The sequence below is a fragment of the Acinetobacter sp. 789_lipA genome, from assembly GCF_058242845.1.
Map to the genome: position 1 here is coordinate 1,127,856 of NZ_JBZAYS010000001.1, position 20,085 is coordinate 1,147,940.

The window sequence follows — 20,085 nt, forward strand, 5'->3', positions numbered from 1 at the left end:
TTTTGCTAATTAAGTAGTAGGTAGCCCATGACACCAACACAGAATGTTCCCGAAGATCGTATTCAGATTGGACAGTTACGTTCAGCATATGGATTAAATGGGTGGCTCTGGATCTATTCCAATACAGAACCGATGAGCAACATCTTTGACTATCTGCCTTGGTACATTGAAACCAAAGCAGGTTGGCAAACAATAGATGTAAAACGTTGGAAACCGCATGGCAAAGGCTTAGTTGTTTCGCTCAAAGGCGTCATTGATCGCACTGCAGCAGATAACCTAGTTGGCGCAAATGTTTGGATTTCAAAAGCGCAACTTCCTAAAGCAGGAATGGATGAGTTTTACTGGTCAGATTTGAAAGGCTTAACAGTGTTAGGTTTGGATGATGAAGAACAAGAAGTAAATCTCGGAAAAATCCATGAAATGTTTGAGACAGGTGCCAATGATGTGATGGTGGTTCACGCAACACCAGACAGTATTGATACTGAAGAACGTATGATTCCATGGCATAAAGATGTGGTGCAACGCGTTGATCTCGAAGCTGGTCGTATCTACGTTAATTGGGGCGTAGATTACTAATTATTTTTGGAAATACGGGGGTCTGCGATGTTTTTTGCAGTCATTACGCTTTTTCCTGAAATGTTTGAAGCGATTACAGCCTACGGTATTAGCGGGCGTGCAGCAAAAAGTGATTTAGTACAAGTAACTTGTATTAATCCTCGTGATTATGCTGAGGGCAACTACAAACGAGTGGATGAACGTCCATTTGGTGGTGGTCCAGGTATGGTGATGATGGCTGAGCCTCTGGCAAAAGCAATTCAACATGCCAAAGAGCTTGCCATGCAAGCAGGTGCAGTTCATGTTCCTGTGGTGTATATGTCACCGCAAGGAAAAACCTTAAATGAGCCTGCAGTACAACAATTTGTCGACTATGATGGATTGATTGTGCTGTGTGGTCGTTATGAAGGGGTCGATGAACGTTTGATCCAAAAATATGTTGATCAGGAATGGTCCATAGGGGATTACGTTTTATCGGGTGGAGAACTTCCTGCGATGGTTTTATTAGACAGTATTATTCGGAGACTTCCGGGTGCAATGTCTGATGAACAGTCTCATGTGCAAGACTCATTCGTGGATGGTCTTTTGGACTGCCCACAATATACCAAGCCAGACCATTTTGAAGGTTTGGATGTCCCTGAAGTCTTAAAGTCGGGACATCATGCCAATATTGAGAAATGGCGGTTTTTGCAGCGTTATCTACGAACACAACAACGCCGACCTGAGTTGGTGGACAATGTAGAGTTGACGAAGCAGCAAAAGAAATGGCTAACAGATTTGAATACTTAATTCAGAGTATTCTTTTAATAGGCTCTTTGTGCATTGAAGTGGTCAAGCATAAAGAGAAAGATAATCGGGTCTATGCGATTTAGCCTCTATACCCAGCGGATATCAGACCTCTTCTGACCCGCACATATTGGAGATACCCCATGAGCGGTAAGCATCCTTTAGTACAAGCTGTTGAAAATGCACAGCTTAAACAAGACATCCCAGCTTTTGCACCAGGCGATACAGTTATCGTTCAGGTTAAAGTAAAAGAGGGTGACCGTGAGCGTCTTCAGGCATTTGAAGGTGTTGTAATCGCGAAGAAAAACCGTGGCTTGAACTCTGCGTTCACAGTACGTAAAATTTCTAGCGGTGTTGGTGTTGAGCGTGTTTTCCAAACTCACTCTCCAATCGTTGCTAAAATCGAAGTGAAACGTCGTGGTGACGTTCGTCGTGCTAAACTTTACTACCTACGTGAATTGTCTGGTAAAGCTGCACGTATTCGTGAAAAGTTACCAGCTCGTAAAGTTAAAGCTTAATTTTAAGTTTTATACGAGTAAAAAATGCGCCCAATGGCGCATTTTTTATGCCTAAATTTTAGAGTCCTTGAAGCTTCAATCGGTTGGCGTGTTGTCGGTAAACATCAACAGGGTCTGGAGCAAAAATAGAACGTAATCCAAAGAACTGGTTAATCACATCTAAATGGTTCCAATTATAGTTATCGCGCACGGTCTTACCATACTTGGCACTACAACGTGAAACTAAGCCATCGTTATCATTGGGCGCTTGCATGAGTAAGCCTGTCGCCGCCAGTAATGAGTCTGGATCAAGTACGTTCGTCAACGTTGAGTTGCCAGAGAAAGAGTAAAAATAAATTCCATTTTCTTTCGCTAAACCTTCACCACAGCTTGTTTTTGGCATACCCAGTGGATATTTTTGTGCAAAAGCTTTAGCCCCAGCTTGACTTAAACTTTTACCCGCACCGAGTGCATCATGTGGAAGTGAGTTTGGGTTTTGCTGTTGTGCCCAAACAATAGCCTTGGACCCAAAGTTGATTAAGCCCACCAGTGGTTGTTCTAGCGGTGTACCTTGCGCGGAAATAATCAAATCCGCCACAGGAGAGCCTTTTAAAGGACTAGAAATGGCTGTTGCAGACGCGATTTTATTGGGCATAACATTTGAGACATAAGCAATACTATGCCCGCCGTGACTATGCCCAAGCAAATTGACTTTGGGTGCTCCTGTAATCGCTAAGATTTCACCAACTTGTTGCAGCAGTTGTTCACCACGAACTTCAGATGTGTTGAATGGAGAAACGCGTGTTGCCCATGCGTTTGCACCGTTACGGGCTAAATCTGGCAAGATTTGATACCAATAATCCACACCAAGTTCATCGGTTCCTGCTCGAATCCAGCCACCCATACCATGTGCAAAAACCAAAGGGTATTTGGTCTTTGCATAATTAGAGGCAACGTAGTTTGATTTAATTTGTGAAGCAGCTGCTTGCGTTTGTGTAATAGCAAGTGCGCAGGTCGACAGCAGTCCAGCTATCAATAATCCATATTTCATTGATCATCCTCGTTTTTTAGTTTTTATGACGACAATTTAAGTTGTCAAAAATGAGTATAAAGGTGAGGGAGGAGGAGCGTAGAGAAATCCGATTAAATTAAATACAGTTTGTAACTGGATAATTCTAGGAGGCATCCCTCCGAAACGTTAAAGATTCGAAGGGAAAAATAGAACTAGAGTCCTTGCATTTTTAAGCGATTGGCATGTTGGCGATAGACATCAACAGGGTCTGCGCTAAATAGTCCACGTAGTCCCATAACTTGGTTGACCTCATCTAAATGGTTCCAGTCATAGTTATCACGGATGACTTTACCGAAGTGTGTACTACAGCGTGCCACTAAACCATCATTGTCTAAATGTCCATAGGCCAATGGCCCTAACAGTGAGATCGCACTATCTGCGACATCGAGAATGTTCGTGACTTGAGACGTGCCAGTCCACGAATAGTAATATACGCCATTGCTGGATGTTGCACCGCTCTTGTTACAGTCTGAAGCCAGTGCTGTTGTTGGATATTTCTGATTAAAAACACGGGAACCTTGCTCGCTAATCGAGGTGAGCGATGCCGTTAAATTACTTTTTAACGCAGGGTTGTTTTGCCCATAAGCTAGCATAGGGCCAACAATATAATCTGCTGCTAGGCTGAGCAGTTGTGTTCCACCTTGATTGGCAAGAAGCTGGTCTGCCACTTTTGAACCTCTAAATGTTGCCCCCACACCTGTCAGTGAGGCCACATATTGCGGTTTAACTGCTTCTACATAGCGAATGGTTGGTCCACCATGGCTATGCCCAATCAAATTAACTTTGGGCTTGCCAGTCAGGGCGATGACCTCTTCAACTTGTTGTAGTAACTGTTCACCCCGTACTTCAGTTGATTCTAAAGGGGAAATTTGTGCTGCAAAGGTGGTCGCACCATTTCGAGCCAAGTCGGGTAAAATTTGATACCAGTAATCTAGTCCAAGTTCGGCAACGCCCACTCGGCTGAACCCAAACATGCCATGGGTAAATAGCAATGGATATTTGGTTTGAGCATAATTACTTTTTACGCTTGCAGTCACCGTCTGTAAACCAGCTGTGGCTGTGGTTGCGCTGAGTCCAAGGCTGGTAACCAGACCCACGAGTGACATTGTTTGTATCATTCTTTTCGTTATAAACATTTTTTTCATCCTGAAAAAGTCAAACACGGTATAGCTTTAATCTGCGAACGGAAGTTTTCCTCCCGTGTCATGCGTGGTTTCAAAGGCTCCTAGTCGAAGTTGTTCTTGTGAATTATTAAACTGTTGATCACGTAGTTTTTGAATAGCTTGCTGCTGCGCGTCTTGACTCATGTTGCTGTTGAGAATGTTGTCGCGTTGTTCTAAGTAAGTATTGACCCGAGATTTCCAATTGTTTCGATCTTGGTCGAGTTTTTCTAGGCGTACGGTCGCTTCGGCACCGACAAGATTCTGGCGCATTTGGCGAATTTCTTCGGCAGAGCCGCCGCGCGCTTTAATATCTGAGGTCAGTTTACGCAGATCTTCGAGTTTGGAGAGTTGTTCTAGGTTTTCTTTCCAATCTTCAGGCAGTTGAGCAAACAACTCTTTCAGTTTCTGCGCTTTTTGTACTTCGGTCAGGGACTGATCTGCCATGATGCTCATGCGGTCTAAGGTATATTCATGGTAGGTATTTTCAGCGCCAAAGAGACCTTCGATTTCATAGTCAGAAAAGAACTGGCTGCGTAGGTTTTTCATCAAAGTAAAAATTTTACGATAGTACTCGGGATCTTCTTTATTTAGGTTTGGCTCCTTCAGACTACCCAATTGCACACGATAATCTAAATAACGAGTCCAAAGATCTAAAATTTGCTTAAGCGCAGGTTCTTGATAACCTTGCTGGATATAGGCTTTAAAATCTTGCTTGATCTGGTCAATATTTTTTTCACCATATTGGGTAATAAAATATTCAAAACAATTACGAGTCTGTTCATTGACAACTAAGCGATTACCTTGGTCGAGCACCAGTTGGCAGTTGACTTCGGTGTCCTGTTGGCTGTTACTGACAAAAGGCAGCCCCGATGCGTTTGGCAAGTCTGACGCTGTGGGTAATAAGCCTGTAGTATTTTGAGCACTAGAGCTAATCGGCCCTTGTTTGGAGCTAACAGTTGCATTGGGTGCGAGCCAAATGAGAAAACCAAGAATGACAACGATGATCACGGCGAAAATGAGCCATAATTTCTTTTTTTGCATATCCTATGCCTAACATCCCTATTGTATTTTTTATTTGGTTCATATGACTGAACTCGATTTATTCTGAAACAAAAGGGTAAATAAACAACAGAAAAGTTGTAAAACTAGACAAGCGGTTGATAGTATTGCGGCAGCTTTAAGACGTGTCTATGTTATGAAATCATCTGCTTCAAAAATCCAGCGCCGTGCCGTGAATGGTGTATTTTTATTGAATAAGCCATTGGGGATCAGTTCAAATGCGGCATTGCAAAAAGTGCGTTGGTTATACCGTGCGCAAAAGGCGGGGCATACAGGAGCACTTGATCCATTGGCATCGGGACTGCTGCCGATTTGTTTGGGCGAAGCGACCAAGTTTTCGCACTTTTTGTTGGACTCGGTGAAGCGCTATCAAACCACCATTCAGCTGGGTCAAAGTACCACCACAGGTGATGTAGAAGGCGAGCAGTTGTTAGAGCAGGCTGTACCTGAGTTAACCGAAGATTTGATTGAAGCCGTTTTGGCTCAGTTTGTGGGTGATATTCAGCAAGTGCCGCCGATGTATTCCGCTTTGAAGAAAGATGGCCGTCCTTTATATGAGTTAGCCCGTAAAGGGATTGAAATTGAGCGTGAAGCCCGTCCGGTTACCATCTCTGCGATTGAGCTACTTTCATTCACAGCAGACAGTATCACCCTTGATATTACCTGCTCCAAAGGCACATATATTCGTGTTTTAGGCGAAGATATTGCGAAGGCATTGGGTACTTATGGTCATTTAACTTATTTACACCGCATTAAAACAGGTCATTTTGATCTGATTCCAAGTTATACCATTGAGTATTTGGAAAGTTTGTCTGAACAAGAGCGCGAAGCACTGTTGTTACCTGTATATGCACCTGTAGATCATTTTCCTAAAGTACAAGTTCCAGAAGGACGCAGTGAATACTTTAGTCGCGGTATGGAAAGTAATATTGAGCATATAGCGGAAGCAGAGGTCTTGGTTTTCGATGGGGAAAAATGCTTAGGCTTGGCTGAAATTACCGATAAGAAAAGATTGGTTCCAAAGCGGGTTTTAAATCTATAATCGAAATATATCACTCGGTAAAAAAAGGATAAGGCGTGGACATCGACATTATTATCAGTCTGATCTTTTTTGCCTTTTGTGCAGGCGCAATTGACGCCGCCGTTGGTGGTGGTGGACTGATCCAAATTCCCGCTTTGATGAATGCATTTCCGTCGATGGCACCTGCCACTTTATTTGGTACCAACAAATTAGCGGCAGTTGTGGGTACAGCTACTTCCGCCGTTTCCTTTGCCCGAAAAGTGCGCTTTGAATGGAAACTTTTGGCTGTGGTTGCAGTGTGTGCCACCATCAGTTCATTTGGGGGCGCAGCCAGTGTGGCCATGATTCCAAAAGAAGTCCTTCAACCCTTTGTCTTGGTCATGTTGATTGTGATGGCGGTCTATACCCTCATGAAGAAGCAATTTGGGCAAGTGCATATGGCACAGCGTGTGACGCCTAAAATTTTGCTGTTGGCGGGAATCGGGAGTTTAGCCATTGGCTTTTACGATGGTTTGTTTGGCCCAGGTACGGGCAGTTTTTTTATTTTCTATTTTATTCGCTATTTACGCGTTGATTTTTTGCATGCGGCGGCATTGGCTAAAATTGGCAATGTGATGACCAATCTTGCGGCGCTAAGCTTTTTCATTCCCTCGGGGCATGTGCTCTTCGCTGTAGGAGGCACGATGGCCGTCGCAAATATGATCGGGTCTATTTGTGGGGTAAAAATGGCGCTGAAATACGGCAGTGGTTTTATCCGCATTTTATTTCTTATTTTGGTAACTATTTTAATTCTCAGATTGAGCTATCAAATGTTTTTGATGTAATGGTGCGATACCTTTAAAACTTCATTACAAAAAACGCGCAGTCTGTGACCTCATTTCTCGTTTATTGCATTTATGATCAATACAGTGCACTCAATGCTGTGCCAAGAAGCTTTTCAATAAAAAATGATGTTTTAAGTTGAATGGAACTGGAGCATAGAATGAATATATTTGAAGCCTTAAGAGAAAGTCACGTTATACAACGAAATTTGGCTGAACGACTACTCCAAACTTCAGGGGATACGCCTGAGCGCCGTGAGCTATTTGAATGCCTTAAAAATGAATTATTTGCCCATGCTGTGGCAGAAGACCGTTATTTTTATATCCCGTTAATGATGACCGATTCGGGCCTCAACATTACCCGCCATGCTTTGGCAGAACACCATAAAATGGATGAGTTATTGGAACAGTTGACGGAGACGGAGTTCTCAAATCCGGGCTGGTTGGCAATTGCAAAAAAATTATCGGAAACGGTACATCATCACTTACAAGAAGAGGAGCATGGTTTTTTTCAGCAAGCAGGAAAAATCTTACTCGATGCTCAAAAGACTGCGCTCGCCAAGCAGTATCAGCAGGAATACAAAAAGTACAAAAAAATTGAAAAAGACAGTTTGGTTTAAGTCCATTTTAAACAAAAGATGGCGAGTGCCATCTTTTGTGCTTTAAAGCACGTCATCACTTTGCGGTTTGGCTCTAAAGGTAACACCAACGGAGGCAATCATAATGCAAACTAGCGCCAACGTTTGCCACATACTAATTTGTTCTTTCAGTAGTAACCAACCTGCCAAGGCTGCTAAAGCCGGCGACAAACTTGAAAGCGTCCCATAGCTGAGTTTACTTAAACGTTTCAAAGCCATCAGGTCTAGAGCATAAGGAATGGTTGTGGCGAGTAGTGCAATCAATAAGGCTTTCGGCCAGTATTCCGTTTGCATTAGCGCTGTAGGATTATGCGTGGCACTAATCGGCAGAAGCACCAAGGCTGAGATCACAATAGCAATACTGAGGGCATGCATGCCGATATTTTGACGGACGACTTTTTGCCCAAAATAAATATACAGCGCCCAGCAAGCACCCGCTGAAACCGCAAATGCGGCTCCTAAGAAAGAGAAGTTGGTTGCATTGGCTTGATGCCACGGCACCATCAGTGCAATACCTAAAATCGCCAATCCGACCCAAATATAATCACGACGTTGTTTGATCGAGAGTAGCGCTAAAGTTAAAGGGCCTAAAAACTCTAAACCGACGGCAATACCTTGTGGCAATCTACCCAGTGAAGCGTAGAATAAAATATTCATGAGGCATAAGGCTGCTGTATAACTGAGTAAATCTTTCCATTTTAAATGCGGTAGGCGTTTGATGATGCTCCATGAGCGGAACATCAGCACAATTAAAATTGCGGCAAAGCACAGTCTAAGGGTCACCACGGTGAGGGGATCCAGCACAGCAATCAACTGCTTGGCAAAAGAAGCACTGATTTGATAGGACAGCATGGACAAGACCATGAACATCACTGCCATCAGTTGAGAATTAGGCATCATGCACACATTAGGTCATAGCGACCTGTTTTTTAAGAAGGTGATTAGTATAACGATTCAGCACCCAAGTTGGATGCTGAATAAGCTGATTTTTTAAATGCAACGACATGAATTTAAAAGTAATCGATACAGCCGTTGGATTTAAAAGCTAAATTCAAACGCTGGATTACATCGTTTAAACTGTAGCTTGGCGGTTTTTCTGAGCTGTATAGGTACAACCAATAGATGCCATGATAATCACGCTAAGTGCAAGCCACTGTGACCACAATAGTTGCTCGCCTAGAAAGACAAAACCAGATAGTGCTGCAATGGCAGGCTCAAGGCTCATGAGCGTTCCAAAACTTAGAGCGGTTAAATTGCGTAGCGCAATCATTTCCAAGCTAAAAGGCAAAGCGCTGGCTAAAACTGCTAAAGCCACGAAATAAATCAGGTTTGAGGGTTCAAACACATTTGTGGGTAAACCACTGAAAAGGGCAAGCGGCATTAATATCAGCATGCCGACAAACATACCTAAGCACACGGTATGATTTCCCGAAACACCCGATGGTCGCTGTCCCGCTACGATATACAAGGCCCAACATGCACCTGCACCTAGTGCAAATGCGATCCCAAGAGGGTCTAAAGGTTGAGCTGCTTGGTCGAAAGGAAACAGTAAAACCAAACCTAAAATAGCCAGCCCGACCCAAACAAAGTCAAAACGTTGTTTGGCATAAAACAGAGCAACACTGAGCGGGCCAATAAACTCAAACGACACTGCAATGCCAAGCGGCAGGCGAGCAATAGATAAATAAAACAATAAGTTCATGCCTGCCAAAGCAAAACCATAGCTGAGAATGGCTTTATATTTGACTTGCTTAAAGTCAACCTGCCAAATTTTAAACAGCACGGCCAAAATGATTGATCCCAACAGCAAGCGCATGGCGGAAACGGTTAAAATGGGAAATTGATCGAACAGCACTTTGGCCAGTGAACCACTACTTTGCAAGCTGAGCATTGCAATCAGCAATAAAAAGGTTGCTTGGAGGTGGGGAGTACTTTTTAGATTTGGCATTATTAGAATACTAGATAGGGAAGTGAATACTTGCGAAAAGTAGCGGAGAATGTGCTTGGGTCGCACATAAAACTTTAACAAGTATTCAAAAATAAAAAAACCACAGCTTGGCAGCTGTGGTTTTTAAATAGAGTCGAATTAGAACAATACGCGAACGCGGATTGTGCCTTCAACGTCTTGTAGAGTATCTAAAGCTTCTTGAGATGCTGTTGCGTCTACATCCATCACCAAGTAACCAACATCACCTTTGGTCATGAGAGACTGACCTGAGATGTTGATGCCATGTTCAGCAAACAAGTTGTTGATTTTTGACAACACGCCTGGCACGTTTTTGTGGATGTGAAGTAAACGGTGTTTGCCTTCAGTTAACGGTAACGCGATTTCTGGGAAGTTCACCGCAGATAAAGTCATGCCTTTATCTGAATAAGAAACGAATTTCTCAGCCACTTCTAAACCAATGTTCGCTTGCGCTTCCATGGTTGAACCACCCACGTGAGGAGTTAAGATCACGTTTGGAATGTTACGTAGTGGAGAAATAAATTCTTCACCATTGGCTTTTGGTTCTTTCGGGAACACGTCAACCGCAGCACCAGCAACATGACCTGATTTCAAGGCATCTGCTAAGTCTTCAATCACGACACATGTACCACGTGCAGCATTGATGAAGATTGCACCTTCTTTCATTTGTGCAAATTTTTCTTTGGTCATGAAGTTACGTGTAGATGGAACATCAGGTACATGCAAAGAAACAACATCAGCATTGGCTAAAAGTTCGTTTAAGCTACCGACTTGACGTGCATTACCTAAAGGTAATTTCGTTACTGTGTCGAAGTAGATCACTTTCATACCTAAGCTTTCAGCAAGGACAGAAAGTTGTGAACCAATTGAACCGTAACCGACAATTCCTAAAGTTTTGCCACGAGTTTCGAACGAACCAACAGCTGATTTGTTCCAACCGCCTGCATGTGTATCTGTCGATTTTTCAGGTACACGGCGAAGAAGAAGAATAGCTTCAGCAAGTACAAGTTCAGCCACTGAACGTGTATTTGAGTATGGTGCGTTAAATACTGGAATACCACGAACCATCGCAGCATTTAAGTTCACTTGGTTGGTACCAATACAGAAACAACCAACAGCGATTAATTTATTCGCTGCTTCAAACACTTCTTCAGTGAGTTGTGTACGGGAACGAATACCAATGAAATGTGCATCTTTAATCGCTTCTTTCAACGCTTCACCTTCAAGCGCAGTTTTACGATAATCGATGTTGGTGTATCCGGCAGCATTTAGTGTGTCGATTGCGTTTTGGTGAACGCCTTCTAACAACAAGAAACGAATTTTATCTTTAGGAAGTGAAAGATGTTGGCTCATTACGGCTCCGCTACAAAGGCCAAATTTAGTGGCGATATAATAGCACGTACCGCGCCCGATATACATTTCCTTTATGCGGACTCTGCTGGGTATTTTTAGCCTCTATGGTGCGTAAAAAAGTCCTTTTGGTCTAATTAAACTAATCATTTCAAAGGTATCCTGAATAAAACAGCTTTTTCTGCGGGAAACAGAAAAAATGCCTTATAATATGACTCCGTGAAAATAAGCCAGTTGCACACTGCTGCTTAAATCCTCACGAACTGCCTGAGCCTTAGGGCATGGAAAGACTGAAATGAAGCGCTTTTCATGCAGAGAACCCTAGCGCCACAAACAACTTGTTTACTTCTTGCAAGGTCTGAAAACGATGAATGCTCCAGTCGCTTTAACCCCAGAGTTATTGACCCAATTGACAGCAATTGTGGGTGAAAACCGCATTAAAACCGATGCGGATAGCCTTGAAAATTGGGGACGCGATCATACCAAACATTTTGATCCAAACCCGTCAGTCATCGTTTTTCCATCGAGCACGGAACAAGTGCAAGCGGTTGTGAAACTTGCAAATGAGTTTAATGTTGCGATTACACCATCAGGTGGTCGTACTGGCTTATCTGCCGGTGCAGTCGCTGCCAACGGTGAAATTGTGGTGAGCATGGACAAGATGAACCAAATCTTGGAATTCTTCCCAGCAGATCGTATGGTTCGCGTCCAAGCAGGCGTGGTGACTGAACAGCTACAAAACTATGCTGAAGAGCAAGGCATGTATTACCCCGTCGATTTTGCTTCTGCGGGTTCGAGTCAAATTGGTGGAAACATTGGCACCAATGCAGGCGGTATTAAAGTCATTAAATATGGCATGACGCGTAACTGGGTACTCGGTTTAACCGTAGTCACGGGTAAGGGTGATGTGCTTCGTCTAAACAAAGGCATGATCAAAAACGCGACTGGTTATGCACTGCAACATTTATTCATTGGTGGTGAAGGGACACTAGGCTTAGTGACTGAAGCTGAAATCAAATTGGAACGCCAACCGCAAGACCTTCAAGTAATGGTATTGGGCGTACCTGACTTTGATGCTGTAATGCCTGTACTGCATGCTTTCCAAGCAAAAATTGACCTGACTGCATTTGAGTTCTTTGGTGAACTGGCAATGCAAAAAGTGTTGGCACATGGTCATGTACAACGTCCATTTGAAACTGAATGTCCATTCTATGTATTGTTAGAATTTGAAGCGCCATTTGAGCCAATTATGGACAAGGCGATGGAAATTTTTGAGCACTGCATGGAACAAGGTTGGGTACTGGATGGCGTGTTGAGCCAAAGCCTCGATCAAGTGGAAAGCTTATGGCGTTTACGTGAAGACATTTCTGAGTCGATTGCTCCATTTACACCATACAAAAACGACATTTCAGTTTTGATTACCCACGTTCCTGCATTTATTAAAGAAATTGATGCGATTGTGGCAAGTAACTACCCAGACTTTGAAATCTGCTGGTTCGGTCATATTGGTGACGGTAATTTACACTTAAATATTTTAAAACCTGCTGACTTAAGCAAAGATGAGTTCTTTGCCAAATGTCAGGTGGTGAATAAATATGTCTTCGAAACTGTGAAAAAATACGACGGCTCAATTTCTGCGGAGCACGGTGTTGGTATGACCAAAAAGCCATACCTTGACTACACCCGTTCAGCAGAAGAAATTGAATATATGAAGGCATTGAAGCAAGTTTTCGATCCAAATGGCATTATGAACCCTGGTAAATTATTCGACCTTTAAGTTTGAATTGAGTTTTAAAAGCGCATCCATCGTGATGCGCTTTTTTTTATGGTTGAAGGGACTGAATTACATTTACTAAATAGTGTAATAGGCTTAAAAAAGGCATGATAGATTGATAAATAATAAATTTTGGGTGGGATTTATGTTGCGTCTTATTTTAGCTTCAGCCGTATGTGTGGGACTTTTGTCAGGTTGTGCGACGACCAAAGAGTTAGTGAATAAAGTCGGTTCGTCAGATACGCCGTTGGCTCAGGTACTTAAAGAGCGTCCAGATTTGCGTAATGAGTTGGCTACGGTTGAAATCCGTCAATACTTTAATACAGTGGAGTCACCGACCGCGGCAGAAGTCAAAGTGACTGAAACAGGGTTGTTAGATGATTCGGTAAAGTCGGTGCGTACCGTGTATAACTTTAAGTTGGTCGATGGCGACTGGGAAAAAACTGCGACGAAAACCTCTTACCAATGTGCGCGCGGTAAAAATACCAAGAACTTCCAAACAGCGAAGTGTTCATAATAAATCTTTGATTTATGGTTGAACTTTAGACAATTTTGCCTCATAAAAAGCGTATCGGTTGATGCGTTTTTTTGCTTTTTGGGGTTTTATAAAAAGGCGGATTCAAGCGGCAAGTGCAACAGTATAAAAACCAGCCATAACTTCACTCGGTGTATACCAACCTAGTGTTTTTCTAGGACGATGGTTGAGTGCAAATTCTATCTGCTCTATTTGTTCGTTTGACACGCCATCAAACGATGATGATTTTGGCAGATATTGACGGATTAAACCATTCGTATTTTCATTTCTAGCTCGCTGAATAGACTTGTAAGGATCAGCAAAATACGTCTCTATGCCAGCATCAGTAATTCTTTTGTGTTCGGAAAATTCTTTGCCATTATCAAATGTCACACTATAAGCATGGCTCATTTGTAAACGATCTAATGCACAAGTAATCGTTTGAGAGGATGCTCTTGTTGGCCCTAAATGAACAATATGTACATACAGGCTCTTTCGATCAACGAGAGTCAATAAAGCACCTTTATGATGTTTACCAATCACCGTGTCACCTTCGAAATCTCCTAAACGTTGTCGTTGATCAATGACCTGGTGTCGGCAGTGAATACTTGTTTTATCAATGATTTGACCCCTACGATCCGTGTTTTTGTAACCGCGTTTTCGATATTTCTTCTGATGCCTTAAATGTAGATGAAGTTTACCGCCTTTTGATTTATCTTGATAAATGTACTGGTAAATCCACTCATGTGAAGGTACATCCAGCCAACCGCGTTGTGTTAAAGCACCTGAAATTTGTTCGGGTGACCAGTCCAAACCAATCAAATAATCAATATAAGCGAAGGCAAATGCTGTCATTGATGATGAAGGACGGTACCGTCTTTGACTTGCAAATTTAGCTGCCTGTTGAGCTCTATATCCACGTTGCCCAGTATTTCTTTTTAATTCACGGTAGATGGTTGATCGTGAACGTCCTAATTCCCGAGCAAGGGTAGCGATTGAACTTTTACTTTTCAAAGTAGCATAAATTTCGTATCTTTCATCTTGAGAAAGTTGGGTGTATTTCTTCATTGTGTGCTTTCCAATTACGAGTTGAAAAAGTCTAATGATTCTATGAATACACCTAACTTTTTCAACTAACTACAAATGTGTTGCACTTGGGATTTGAATCTGCGAAATGAATATTTTGATTGTTGGGAACGGTTTTGATTTGTCGCACTATTTGCCGACGAAGTACGACCATTTTATGGTCGCAATGGAAGCAATAGAAAATTGGGATGTGTTAAAAGGTGACATGAATTTTGGGTGGTGTATCAAAAAGTATGCTAAAAAAAAGCAGGTTGAATTTTGATAAAATAGAGAAATGCAAATAACTCTAGAAATCAAATGTCCAACCTGCCTCAGTGACAGTATAAAGAAAAATGGCATCAAAGTAGATGGGAAACAAAACTACCAATGCAAAGACTGCAAACGTCAGTTTATTGGTGACCATGCTCTGAGCTATCTAGGATGTAATTCTGGCATTACTCGTAAAATATTACAGTTAATGGTCAGAGGCAGCGGTATACGAGATATCGCTGAAGTTGAGCGCATTAGTATCGGTAAAGTCTTACGGACTTTAACTGAATCGGCCTATCAAATTCAGCCTAAACAAAGTCATTATGAATCTCTCGAAGTAGATGAATTCTGGACTTTTGTTGGAAATAAAAATAATAAACAATGGCTTATTTACGCCTACCATCGAGAAACAGGTGAGATTGTTGCTTATGTTTGGGGTAAGAGAGATTTAGCTACAGTCCAAAGGTTGAAGACAAAGCTTAAACAATTAGGTATTCACTACACCCGAATTGCAAGTGATCATTGGGACAGTTTCATCACTGCTTTTAAAAACTGCAAGCAAAGTATTGGTAAGTTGTTTACTGTAGGAATTGAAGGTAATAATTGCAAAATAAGGCATCGAATAAGGCGTGGTTTTAGAAGAAGTTGCAATTTCTCCAAAAAGCTTGAAAACCATTTTAAAGCCTTCGACTTAACCTTCTTTTACATCAATAATGGCTTCATTTAATGTCAGCATACTTTTTAAAACACCACCGAATTTTGATGATCTGTTTGGTGCTTTATATGAGAAAGAAAGCTATTTTTTTGATAAAACAAAAGTAATCTATAAGACTGAAAAGGCTTTGTTGCATAAATATGTAAGCATCTGATTTAAATAAATTTAATTTTGGATCAAAAAATAATCAAAACTTTTAAAATCATATAGTTATGAAATCTTTGTGCAACAAAGCCCCGTGTTGGATGTTCAGCTTACAGCGGGTACGAAAACAGTTTTACCTGTATCGGAAGGTGAGACGACACTGCTGTATATCCGTAGTGGTCGTCTTCAGCTCAATAGCGGAGAAATGATAGAAGCACAGCAGATGGCAGTCATGTCTAATCATGGTGAGCATCTCGAAATACAAGCGGTACAAGACAGCGCTTTTTTATTACTCAGTGGGCAGCCTTTAAATGAACCGATTTATGGACGCGGTTATTTTGTCATGAACACCTTCAACGAAGTTTTACAGGCGTATGAGGACTTAAAACAAGGGCATTTTATTGCGCCTAATACAAAACCAAATGCGACAGATGAAACTTAAAAAAGTAACAATACAAACAGATGCAACACTGCTAAAATAGCTTAACTGAGCTTTGTCAGTGTCACCGCTCAGTCTATTTTAATAACACCTTTTCTAAAAACGCTTTGTGAATACAGCGTAAAACCAGTGTGCATTTCTCGCACCCATACATTTTTTATTCAATTTTACAGTGCTTGCCATTGGGCTTAGTCGTCTCTCCCTCTAACTGACTTTGCTCAGGCTTGTACGCATTTTATATGTAGATAACAATGCAAAACGTACAAACTTTAAAGTTAAGCCGTGCCACATTGATGTTTCCTTTGACATTGGTTTTATTCGAATTTTCGGTCTATATCGGTAACGATTTAGTCCAGCCTGCTATGCTCGCGATTACCCAAGACTTTGGAGTAAGCAGTGCGTGGGCACCATCCTCTATGTCCTTTTACTTACTGGGCGGTGCTTGTGTCGCGTGGCTGCTTGGACCACTCTCAGACCGTTTAGGCCGTAAAAAAGTGTTGCTTGCAGGTGTGGCATTTTTTGTGCTGACTTGCCTCGCGATTTTACTCACTCAAAATATTGAGTCTTTTTTGGCGCTCCGCTTTTTACAAGGCGTGGGACTATCGATGATTTCTGCTGTGGGTTATGCCGCAGTACAGGAAAGTTTTGAAGAGCGTGATGCCATTAAAGTCATGGCACTCATGGCCAATATTTCTCTGCTGGCACCGCTGCTTGGCCCTGTAGTGGGCGCGTTTATGATTGACCATGTGTCATGGCATTGGGGCTTTATTGGCATCGCCTTTTTGGCTTTTTTAAGTTGGTTTGGTTTAAAAGCCAAAATGCCTGCGACACAACAGCGTCATTCTAAAAAGCCGCTGCGCTATATTTGGGATGACTATAAAACGGTCTATAAAAATAAGACCTTTTTGGCGCTCACCTTTGGCCTACCGATGGTCGCGATGCCTTTGATGCTGTGGATTGCGCTGTCGCCTGTGATCTTGGTAGAAGAACTTGGCTTGAGCAGTATGCAATATGGCTTGGCACAGTTCCCCGTCTTGGGCGGTCTCATTCTGGGCAACATTGTATTGATTAAAGTCATCGACAAAATGGCACTCGGTAAAACTGTGTTACTCGGTTTGCCTTTAATGTTCGTCGGTACGCTGTTGGTGGTGCTCGGCACCATTTTCCAAAGCTATTTCTTGCCGTTACTGATTGTGGGGATGACTTTGGTGAGCTTTGGCGAAGGTATCAGTTTTTCGGTGTTATATCGCTTTGCGTTGATGTCATCGGAGGTGTCCAAAGGGACGGTTGCCGCAGCCGTTTCGGTACTGATGATGTTTACGTTTTTCTTCGTGATTGAACTGGTGCGTATGGCTTATGTGGCATTTGGTCTTTGGGCCTACAGTTTGGTCTGCCTCAGTTTAATTGCGTTGTGGTTTAGCTTTCCACGTGCGACCGTGAAAAAAGTGATGCAAAAACGTCTTGAGAGTGGTGTTTACTAAGATTTTATTCGCTGAATTCAGCTAAGTTCACATTATAAAAAAAGCGCGCATTCATTTGAATGGGCGCTTTTTTATTACTGCTTTAAAAAATCCTTTTTAAAGCCAGTTTTTTTAAACTTAGGCTTCAGCTTGCTCTGGTTCCAATTTTTTAATTTTGGCATCAAACACAAAAGGCCCAAAAGGTAAGATTGAAGCGATCAAACCTAAAATAAACATCTTCAAAGACCATTTTTGTTTTTCACAGACCACAAACAGCACGATGAGAAACAAGATAAATAATACGCCATGCCCCATACCCACGTATTTGACTAGGATCGGGTTATCAAAGATGTATTTCATTGGCATCGCAACGAATAACAACAGTAAAAAAGAAATCCCTTCTAAAAATCCTACAACACGTAATGTCTGAATGTTCATGGTCAAAAAATCTATGAGAATGAAGCTCGAGTGTACGCAAGAACCAGATAAAAATGAACCACAATACACCCGTACATCATGACGCTTTTAAAGATCTTCGTTGTATCGTCCGTTTTATTTAATGTCTCGGGCCAGCAGTTCAGTTTTTAACTTCAGCAATTCGGGCAGAGTTTCCAGTAGTAGACTGATTTGTTTGAGGACCAAGTGTAAATTCGGACTCATTGTTTCTTGCGCATTTAGGCTTTTAATCTCTGCCAGTTTTTGCTGGATGTCGAGTTCAGCTAATGCCTGCTGATGGAGCAGTACATGATTCAGCGTATTTTGACACCACAGCATCAGTTCCAACACTTGCGTATCCTGCACCAAATCTCGGTGACTTCCCAAAGCAGAAATATAACTGAGTTGACTGTGGCTATATACCAAGTAGCGAAAAGCATGATGTACCAGTTCTGGGTTGGGATTGGGCTCGGTACTGAGACTGGAGATCATGTTCGCCAGTTCGGTTTGGGCATTATGCGCAGTACGACGCGCACTGCGGTAAGCCAGACTATTATTTTTACCGTGTTGATATTGCTCACAGATGGCATTGAAATAGTTGAGGGTTGCATCGGATGCTTTTTTAATGGTGTTGGAAATATTGCGGAAGTCCCAATCCGGCCAAATAAAACTCACTGCGAACCAAGCAATGGCACAACCAATGAGGGTGTCTATAATTCGCGGTAAAATAATGGCATAACCTGCACCTTTTAAATTAAAAATCAGCAGCACCATGAGTGTTGCCATAAGGGTCGCCATGGCATATTTCTTGGAACTGAGATAGAAAAAGCACACGCCAAAAATAATGGTTAGTAGCAGTTGTCCTTCAATACTTGGGACGAAATACAGCAGTGGAACCCCTAAGACAACGCCCAAAATAGTGCCCAAGGTTCGCATTTTTAAGCGGCTTTTGGTGGCGAAATAACGCATTTGGCAAACAAATAAACTGGTGAGCAAAATCCAATAGCCATGTTGCGCAAAGGGTAGCAGTGAGATGCCATAACCTACAGTAAAGACAAAGGCGATACGCACCGCATGGCGAAACAGTGCGGATTGGGGGGTGAGATGTTGACTGAGTTTGAGCCACAGATCATGCCAATCATGGATATCATCATCATATAAATTGAGGTTATCAATATGCTGTTGATAACGCTGTTCTTGGCGCGATTGTAGTTCGTTGAGGTACTGAAAACGTTCATGCACACTGTCCAAATTATTTAAAATCAGTTGTAGATTTTTGACTTCAATATTGTGTGGATGATCTCGAATCCAGTCCTGCATGGAACTGTGTAAATTCAGTAACGCCTGAGTGGTCGTTGGATCTGATACATAGGTTTGATTGTTCAAAATACACCGTGCCAAAGCCTGACAGGCAAGGGCTTGCAGTCGAATATTTTTTTGAATACGAAAAATGAGATCAGTTCGGCTAAAGTTTTGATGTAACTGCTCATAGTGCAAATAATTAGAGCTGGCTTGTTCATGAATGTCTTGAACGAGAAAATAGAGGTTGAGCCAATAAATTATATTTTGGTTGGCGCGAGATGCTTTTAGTCGCGTCAGTAGTGAGCTTTTGGTGTGGTTAAAACTTTGTACCACAGTACTGTTTTGTAAGGATAAATCATAGAGCAGCGCTTCTACATTGTCTCGATTGTCTGGGTCGAATAGACGTGCTTTTGCGTTGAGCAAATCGGCGACTTGATTAAAACAGCGGGCTAAGTTGTCCTGAACGGCCAAGGTGGGTTTAAGAATATAAAACACAATGGCGGTACAGCCATACCACAATGCTCCCAAGACAAAACAACTGGGTTGAAAGTACCAAACCGAATATTCACCTAGGCCAAACATGCTGTATAGGGAAAGTAGAATGGTGCCAAAGCTCATCGCTGCATAGCGTTGCCCCAGTGCCCCCAGTAAAATAAAACAAGCACTAGACAGTGATAAATATAAGATGAAGAAGAATTTATAAGGATGCAAAAAATCTAAGATGCTACTGACGCTAAAGAACAAGACACAGACATAGGCAAGGTTTCTGAGACGAATACTGAGCCGATCGTCGAAGTCGGTCAGGGCTGTTGCAATTGCACCTAATGTGGTCGGAACGATGAGCTGTTGCAGTCCTAAGAAATATAAACCTAAGGTTGTACCACTCAGCACAATCAAAATTTGCAAGCAATACATAAAAATTGCATTGGACTGAAAGGACTGAAACCACTGACGAAGATTGTTCACGATGTAATAGTCTAGGCTTAGTTTTATTTTAGTTTTAGCCTGCACTTTTTTCAGGGCACTGTCAATTTAATGC

The 20,085-nt window shown here is 42.1% G+C and carries 20 protein-coding genes and 1 pseudogene; 12 read left to right on the plus strand and 9 right to left on the minus strand.

Annotated elements, in window-relative coordinates:
* Positions 1–27: 27 nt before the first annotated feature.
* The 3 genes from rimM to rplS all read left to right on the plus strand — a co-directional run bounded on the left by rimM (position 28) and on the right by rplS (position 1,859).
* Positions 28–576 (plus strand): ribosome maturation factor RimM, encoded by a 549-nt coding sequence (gene rimM / locus AC4CUZ_RS05285; RefSeq protein ID WP_010327636.1) that lies wholly within the window; start codon positions 28–30, stop codon positions 574–576.
* A gap of 27 nt (positions 577–603) precedes the next feature.
* Positions 604–1,344, plus strand: coding sequence for a tRNA (guanosine(37)-N1)-methyltransferase TrmD (gene trmD / locus AC4CUZ_RS05290; protein WP_490747349.1), 741 nt, complete (start codon positions 604–606; stop codon positions 1,342–1,344).
* A 140-nt stretch (positions 1,345–1,484) separates the two neighbouring features.
* Positions 1,485–1,859, plus strand: coding sequence for a 50S ribosomal protein L19 (gene rplS, locus AC4CUZ_RS05295; RefSeq protein ID WP_004691454.1), 375 nt, complete (start codon positions 1,485–1,487; stop codon positions 1,857–1,859).
* A gap of 58 nt (positions 1,860–1,917) precedes the next feature.
* Here the strand turns inward: rplS and AC4CUZ_RS05300 are convergent, their stop codons facing one another.
* The 3 genes from AC4CUZ_RS05300 to AC4CUZ_RS05310 all read right to left on the minus strand — a co-directional run bounded on the left by AC4CUZ_RS05300 (position 1,918) and on the right by AC4CUZ_RS05310 (position 5,114).
* Complete coding sequence (locus AC4CUZ_RS05300; RefSeq protein ID WP_490747350.1) at positions 1,918–2,889, minus strand: esterase/lipase family protein; 972 nt, start codon at positions 2,887–2,889, stop codon at positions 1,918–1,920.
* Positions 2,890–3,062: 173 nt separating this feature from the next.
* Positions 3,063–4,028 (minus strand): esterase/lipase family protein, encoded by a 966-nt coding sequence (locus AC4CUZ_RS05305; protein ID WP_490748047.1) that lies wholly within the window; start codon positions 4,026–4,028, stop codon positions 3,063–3,065.
* Between the two features lie 54 nt (positions 4,029–4,082).
* A complete protein-coding gene (locus tag AC4CUZ_RS05310) occupies positions 4,083–5,114 on the minus strand; it encodes a lipase secretion chaperone (RefSeq protein ID WP_490747351.1) in 1,032 nt (343 codons plus the stop codon).
* Positions 5,115–5,268: 154 nt separating this feature from the next.
* Here AC4CUZ_RS05310 and truB point away from each other — a divergent pair, with 154 nt between their 5' ends.
* The 3 genes from truB (at position 5,269) to AC4CUZ_RS05325 (ending at position 7,594) form a co-directional block, all read left to right on the plus strand.
* Positions 5,269–6,174, plus strand: a complete 906-nt coding sequence (gene truB / locus AC4CUZ_RS05315; RefSeq protein WP_201701724.1) for a tRNA pseudouridine(55) synthase TruB — start codon at positions 5,269–5,271, stop codon at positions 6,172–6,174.
* A 35-nt stretch (positions 6,175–6,209) separates the two neighbouring features.
* A complete protein-coding gene (locus AC4CUZ_RS05320; protein ID WP_062032328.1) occupies positions 6,210–6,977 on the plus strand; it encodes a sulfite exporter TauE/SafE family protein in 768 nt (255 codons plus the stop codon).
* A 158-nt stretch (positions 6,978–7,135) separates the two neighbouring features.
* Positions 7,136–7,594: a hemerythrin domain-containing protein gene (locus AC4CUZ_RS05325; protein WP_126035120.1), complete on the plus strand. Its 459-nt coding sequence runs from the start codon at positions 7,136–7,138 to the stop codon at positions 7,592–7,594.
* 42 nt (positions 7,595–7,636) lie between these two features.
* Here AC4CUZ_RS05325 and AC4CUZ_RS05330 read toward each other — a convergent pair whose 3' ends face one another.
* The 3 genes from AC4CUZ_RS05330 to serA all read right to left on the minus strand — a co-directional run bounded on the left by AC4CUZ_RS05330 (position 7,637) and on the right by serA (position 10,931).
* Positions 7,637–8,509 (minus strand): EamA family transporter, encoded by an 873-nt coding sequence (locus AC4CUZ_RS05330; RefSeq protein ID WP_490748048.1) that lies wholly within the window; start codon positions 8,507–8,509, stop codon positions 7,637–7,639.
* 175 nt (positions 8,510–8,684) lie between these two features.
* Positions 8,685–9,560, minus strand: a complete 876-nt coding sequence (locus tag AC4CUZ_RS05335) for an EamA family transporter (RefSeq protein ID WP_005401326.1) — start codon at positions 9,558–9,560, stop codon at positions 8,685–8,687.
* A gap of 138 nt (positions 9,561–9,698) precedes the next feature.
* On the minus strand, positions 9,699–10,931 hold the full coding sequence (gene serA, locus AC4CUZ_RS05340) for a phosphoglycerate dehydrogenase (protein WP_004691438.1): 1,233 nt from the start codon (positions 10,929–10,931) through the stop codon (positions 9,699–9,701).
* 364 nt (positions 10,932–11,295) lie between these two features.
* Between serA and AC4CUZ_RS05345 the strand changes: the two genes are divergently transcribed.
* On the plus strand, positions 11,296–12,705 hold the full coding sequence (locus AC4CUZ_RS05345; RefSeq protein WP_004978025.1) for an FAD-binding oxidoreductase: 1,410 nt from the start codon (positions 11,296–11,298) through the stop codon (positions 12,703–12,705).
* A gap of 142 nt (positions 12,706–12,847) precedes the next feature.
* Positions 12,848–13,219 carry a hypothetical protein gene (locus AC4CUZ_RS05350; protein WP_004978014.1) on the plus strand — a complete coding sequence of 124 codons (372 nt, stop codon included), beginning with the start codon at positions 12,848–12,850 and terminating at the stop codon, positions 13,217–13,219.
* Positions 13,220–13,321: 102 nt separating this feature from the next.
* On the opposite strand, the gene AC4CUZ_RS05355 is transcribed toward AC4CUZ_RS05350, so the two are convergent.
* The gene (locus tag AC4CUZ_RS05355) at positions 13,322–14,284 is read right to left on the minus strand and encodes an IS30-like element IS18 family transposase (RefSeq protein ID WP_004691346.1); all 963 of its coding nucleotides are present in this window, start codon (positions 14,282–14,284) and stop codon (positions 13,322–13,324) included.
* 106 nt (positions 14,285–14,390) lie between these two features.
* On the opposite strand from AC4CUZ_RS05355, the pseudogene AC4CUZ_RS05360 reads away from it, so the two are divergent.
* The 4 genes and pseudogenes from AC4CUZ_RS05360 to craA form a co-directional block, all read left to right on the plus strand.
* A pseudogene (locus tag AC4CUZ_RS05360) lies at positions 14,391–14,516 on the plus strand (AbiH family protein); the annotation flags it as partial.
* A gap of 60 nt (positions 14,517–14,576) precedes the next feature.
* Positions 14,577–15,278, plus strand: coding sequence for an IS1 family transposase (locus AC4CUZ_RS05365; RefSeq protein WP_005005861.1), 702 nt, complete (start codon positions 14,577–14,579; stop codon positions 15,276–15,278).
* A 211-nt stretch (positions 15,279–15,489) separates the two neighbouring features.
* Positions 15,490–15,852: a pirin-like C-terminal cupin domain-containing protein gene (locus AC4CUZ_RS05370; RefSeq protein WP_005401324.1), complete on the plus strand. Its 363-nt coding sequence runs from the start codon at positions 15,490–15,492 to the stop codon at positions 15,850–15,852.
* A 248-nt stretch (positions 15,853–16,100) separates the two neighbouring features.
* The gene (craA, locus tag AC4CUZ_RS05375) at positions 16,101–17,330 is read left to right on the plus strand and encodes a chloramphenicol efflux MFS transporter CraA (RefSeq protein ID WP_010327630.1); all 1,230 of its coding nucleotides are present in this window, start codon (positions 16,101–16,103) and stop codon (positions 17,328–17,330) included.
* A gap of 117 nt (positions 17,331–17,447) precedes the next feature.
* On the opposite strand, the gene AC4CUZ_RS05380 is transcribed toward craA, so the two are convergent.
* A complete protein-coding gene (locus AC4CUZ_RS05380; protein WP_004977999.1) occupies positions 17,448–17,747 on the minus strand; it encodes a DUF3817 domain-containing protein in 300 nt (99 codons plus the stop codon).
* 114 nt (positions 17,748–17,861) lie between these two features.
* Complete coding sequence (gene yccS / locus AC4CUZ_RS05385; RefSeq protein WP_490747352.1) at positions 17,862–20,012, minus strand: YccS family putative transporter; 2,151 nt, start codon at positions 20,010–20,012, stop codon at positions 17,862–17,864.
* Between the last annotated feature and the right edge of the window lie 73 nt (positions 20,013–20,085).

Coding starts and splice junctions, on each gene's coding strand:
- rimM (WP_010327636.1), top strand. CDS start 28: ATGACACCAACACAGAATGTTCCCGAAGATCGTATTCAGATTGGACAG.
- trmD (WP_490747349.1), top strand. CDS start 604: ATGTTTTTTGCAGTCATTACGCTTTTTCCTGAAATGTTTGAAGCGATT.
- rplS (WP_004691454.1), top strand. CDS start 1,485: ATGAGCGGTAAGCATCCTTTAGTACAAGCTGTTGAAAATGCACAGCTT.
- AC4CUZ_RS05300 (WP_490747350.1), bottom strand. CDS start 2,889: ATGAAATATGGATTATTGATAGCTGGACTGCTGTCGACCTGCGCACTT.
- AC4CUZ_RS05305 (WP_490748047.1), bottom strand. CDS start 4,028: ATGATACAAACAATGTCACTCGTGGGTCTGGTTACCAGCCTTGGACTC.
- AC4CUZ_RS05310 (WP_490747351.1), bottom strand. CDS start 5,114: ATGCAAAAAAAGAAATTATGGCTCATTTTCGCCGTGATCATCGTTGTC.
- truB (WP_201701724.1), top strand. CDS start 5,269: ATGAAATCATCTGCTTCAAAAATCCAGCGCCGTGCCGTGAATGGTGTA.
- AC4CUZ_RS05325 (WP_126035120.1), top strand. CDS start 7,136: ATGAATATATTTGAAGCCTTAAGAGAAAGTCACGTTATACAACGAAAT.
- AC4CUZ_RS05330 (WP_490748048.1), bottom strand. CDS start 8,509: ATGCCTAATTCTCAACTGATGGCAGTGATGTTCATGGTCTTGTCCATG.
- AC4CUZ_RS05335 (WP_005401326.1), bottom strand. CDS start 9,560: ATGCCAAATCTAAAAAGTACTCCCCACCTCCAAGCAACCTTTTTATTG.
- serA (WP_004691438.1), bottom strand. CDS start 10,931: ATGAGCCAACATCTTTCACTTCCTAAAGATAAAATTCGTTTCTTGTTG.
- AC4CUZ_RS05345 (WP_004978025.1), top strand. CDS start 11,296: ATGAATGCTCCAGTCGCTTTAACCCCAGAGTTATTGACCCAATTGACA.
- AC4CUZ_RS05350 (WP_004978014.1), top strand. CDS start 12,848: ATGTTGCGTCTTATTTTAGCTTCAGCCGTATGTGTGGGACTTTTGTCA.
- AC4CUZ_RS05355 (WP_004691346.1), bottom strand. CDS start 14,284: ATGAAGAAATACACCCAACTTTCTCAAGATGAAAGATACGAAATTTAT.
- AC4CUZ_RS05365 (WP_005005861.1), top strand. CDS start 14,577: ATGCAAATAACTCTAGAAATCAAATGTCCAACCTGCCTCAGTGACAGT.
- craA (WP_010327630.1), top strand. CDS start 16,101: ATGCAAAACGTACAAACTTTAAAGTTAAGCCGTGCCACATTGATGTTT.
- AC4CUZ_RS05380 (WP_004977999.1), bottom strand. CDS start 17,747: ATGAACATTCAGACATTACGTGTTGTAGGATTTTTAGAAGGGATTTCT.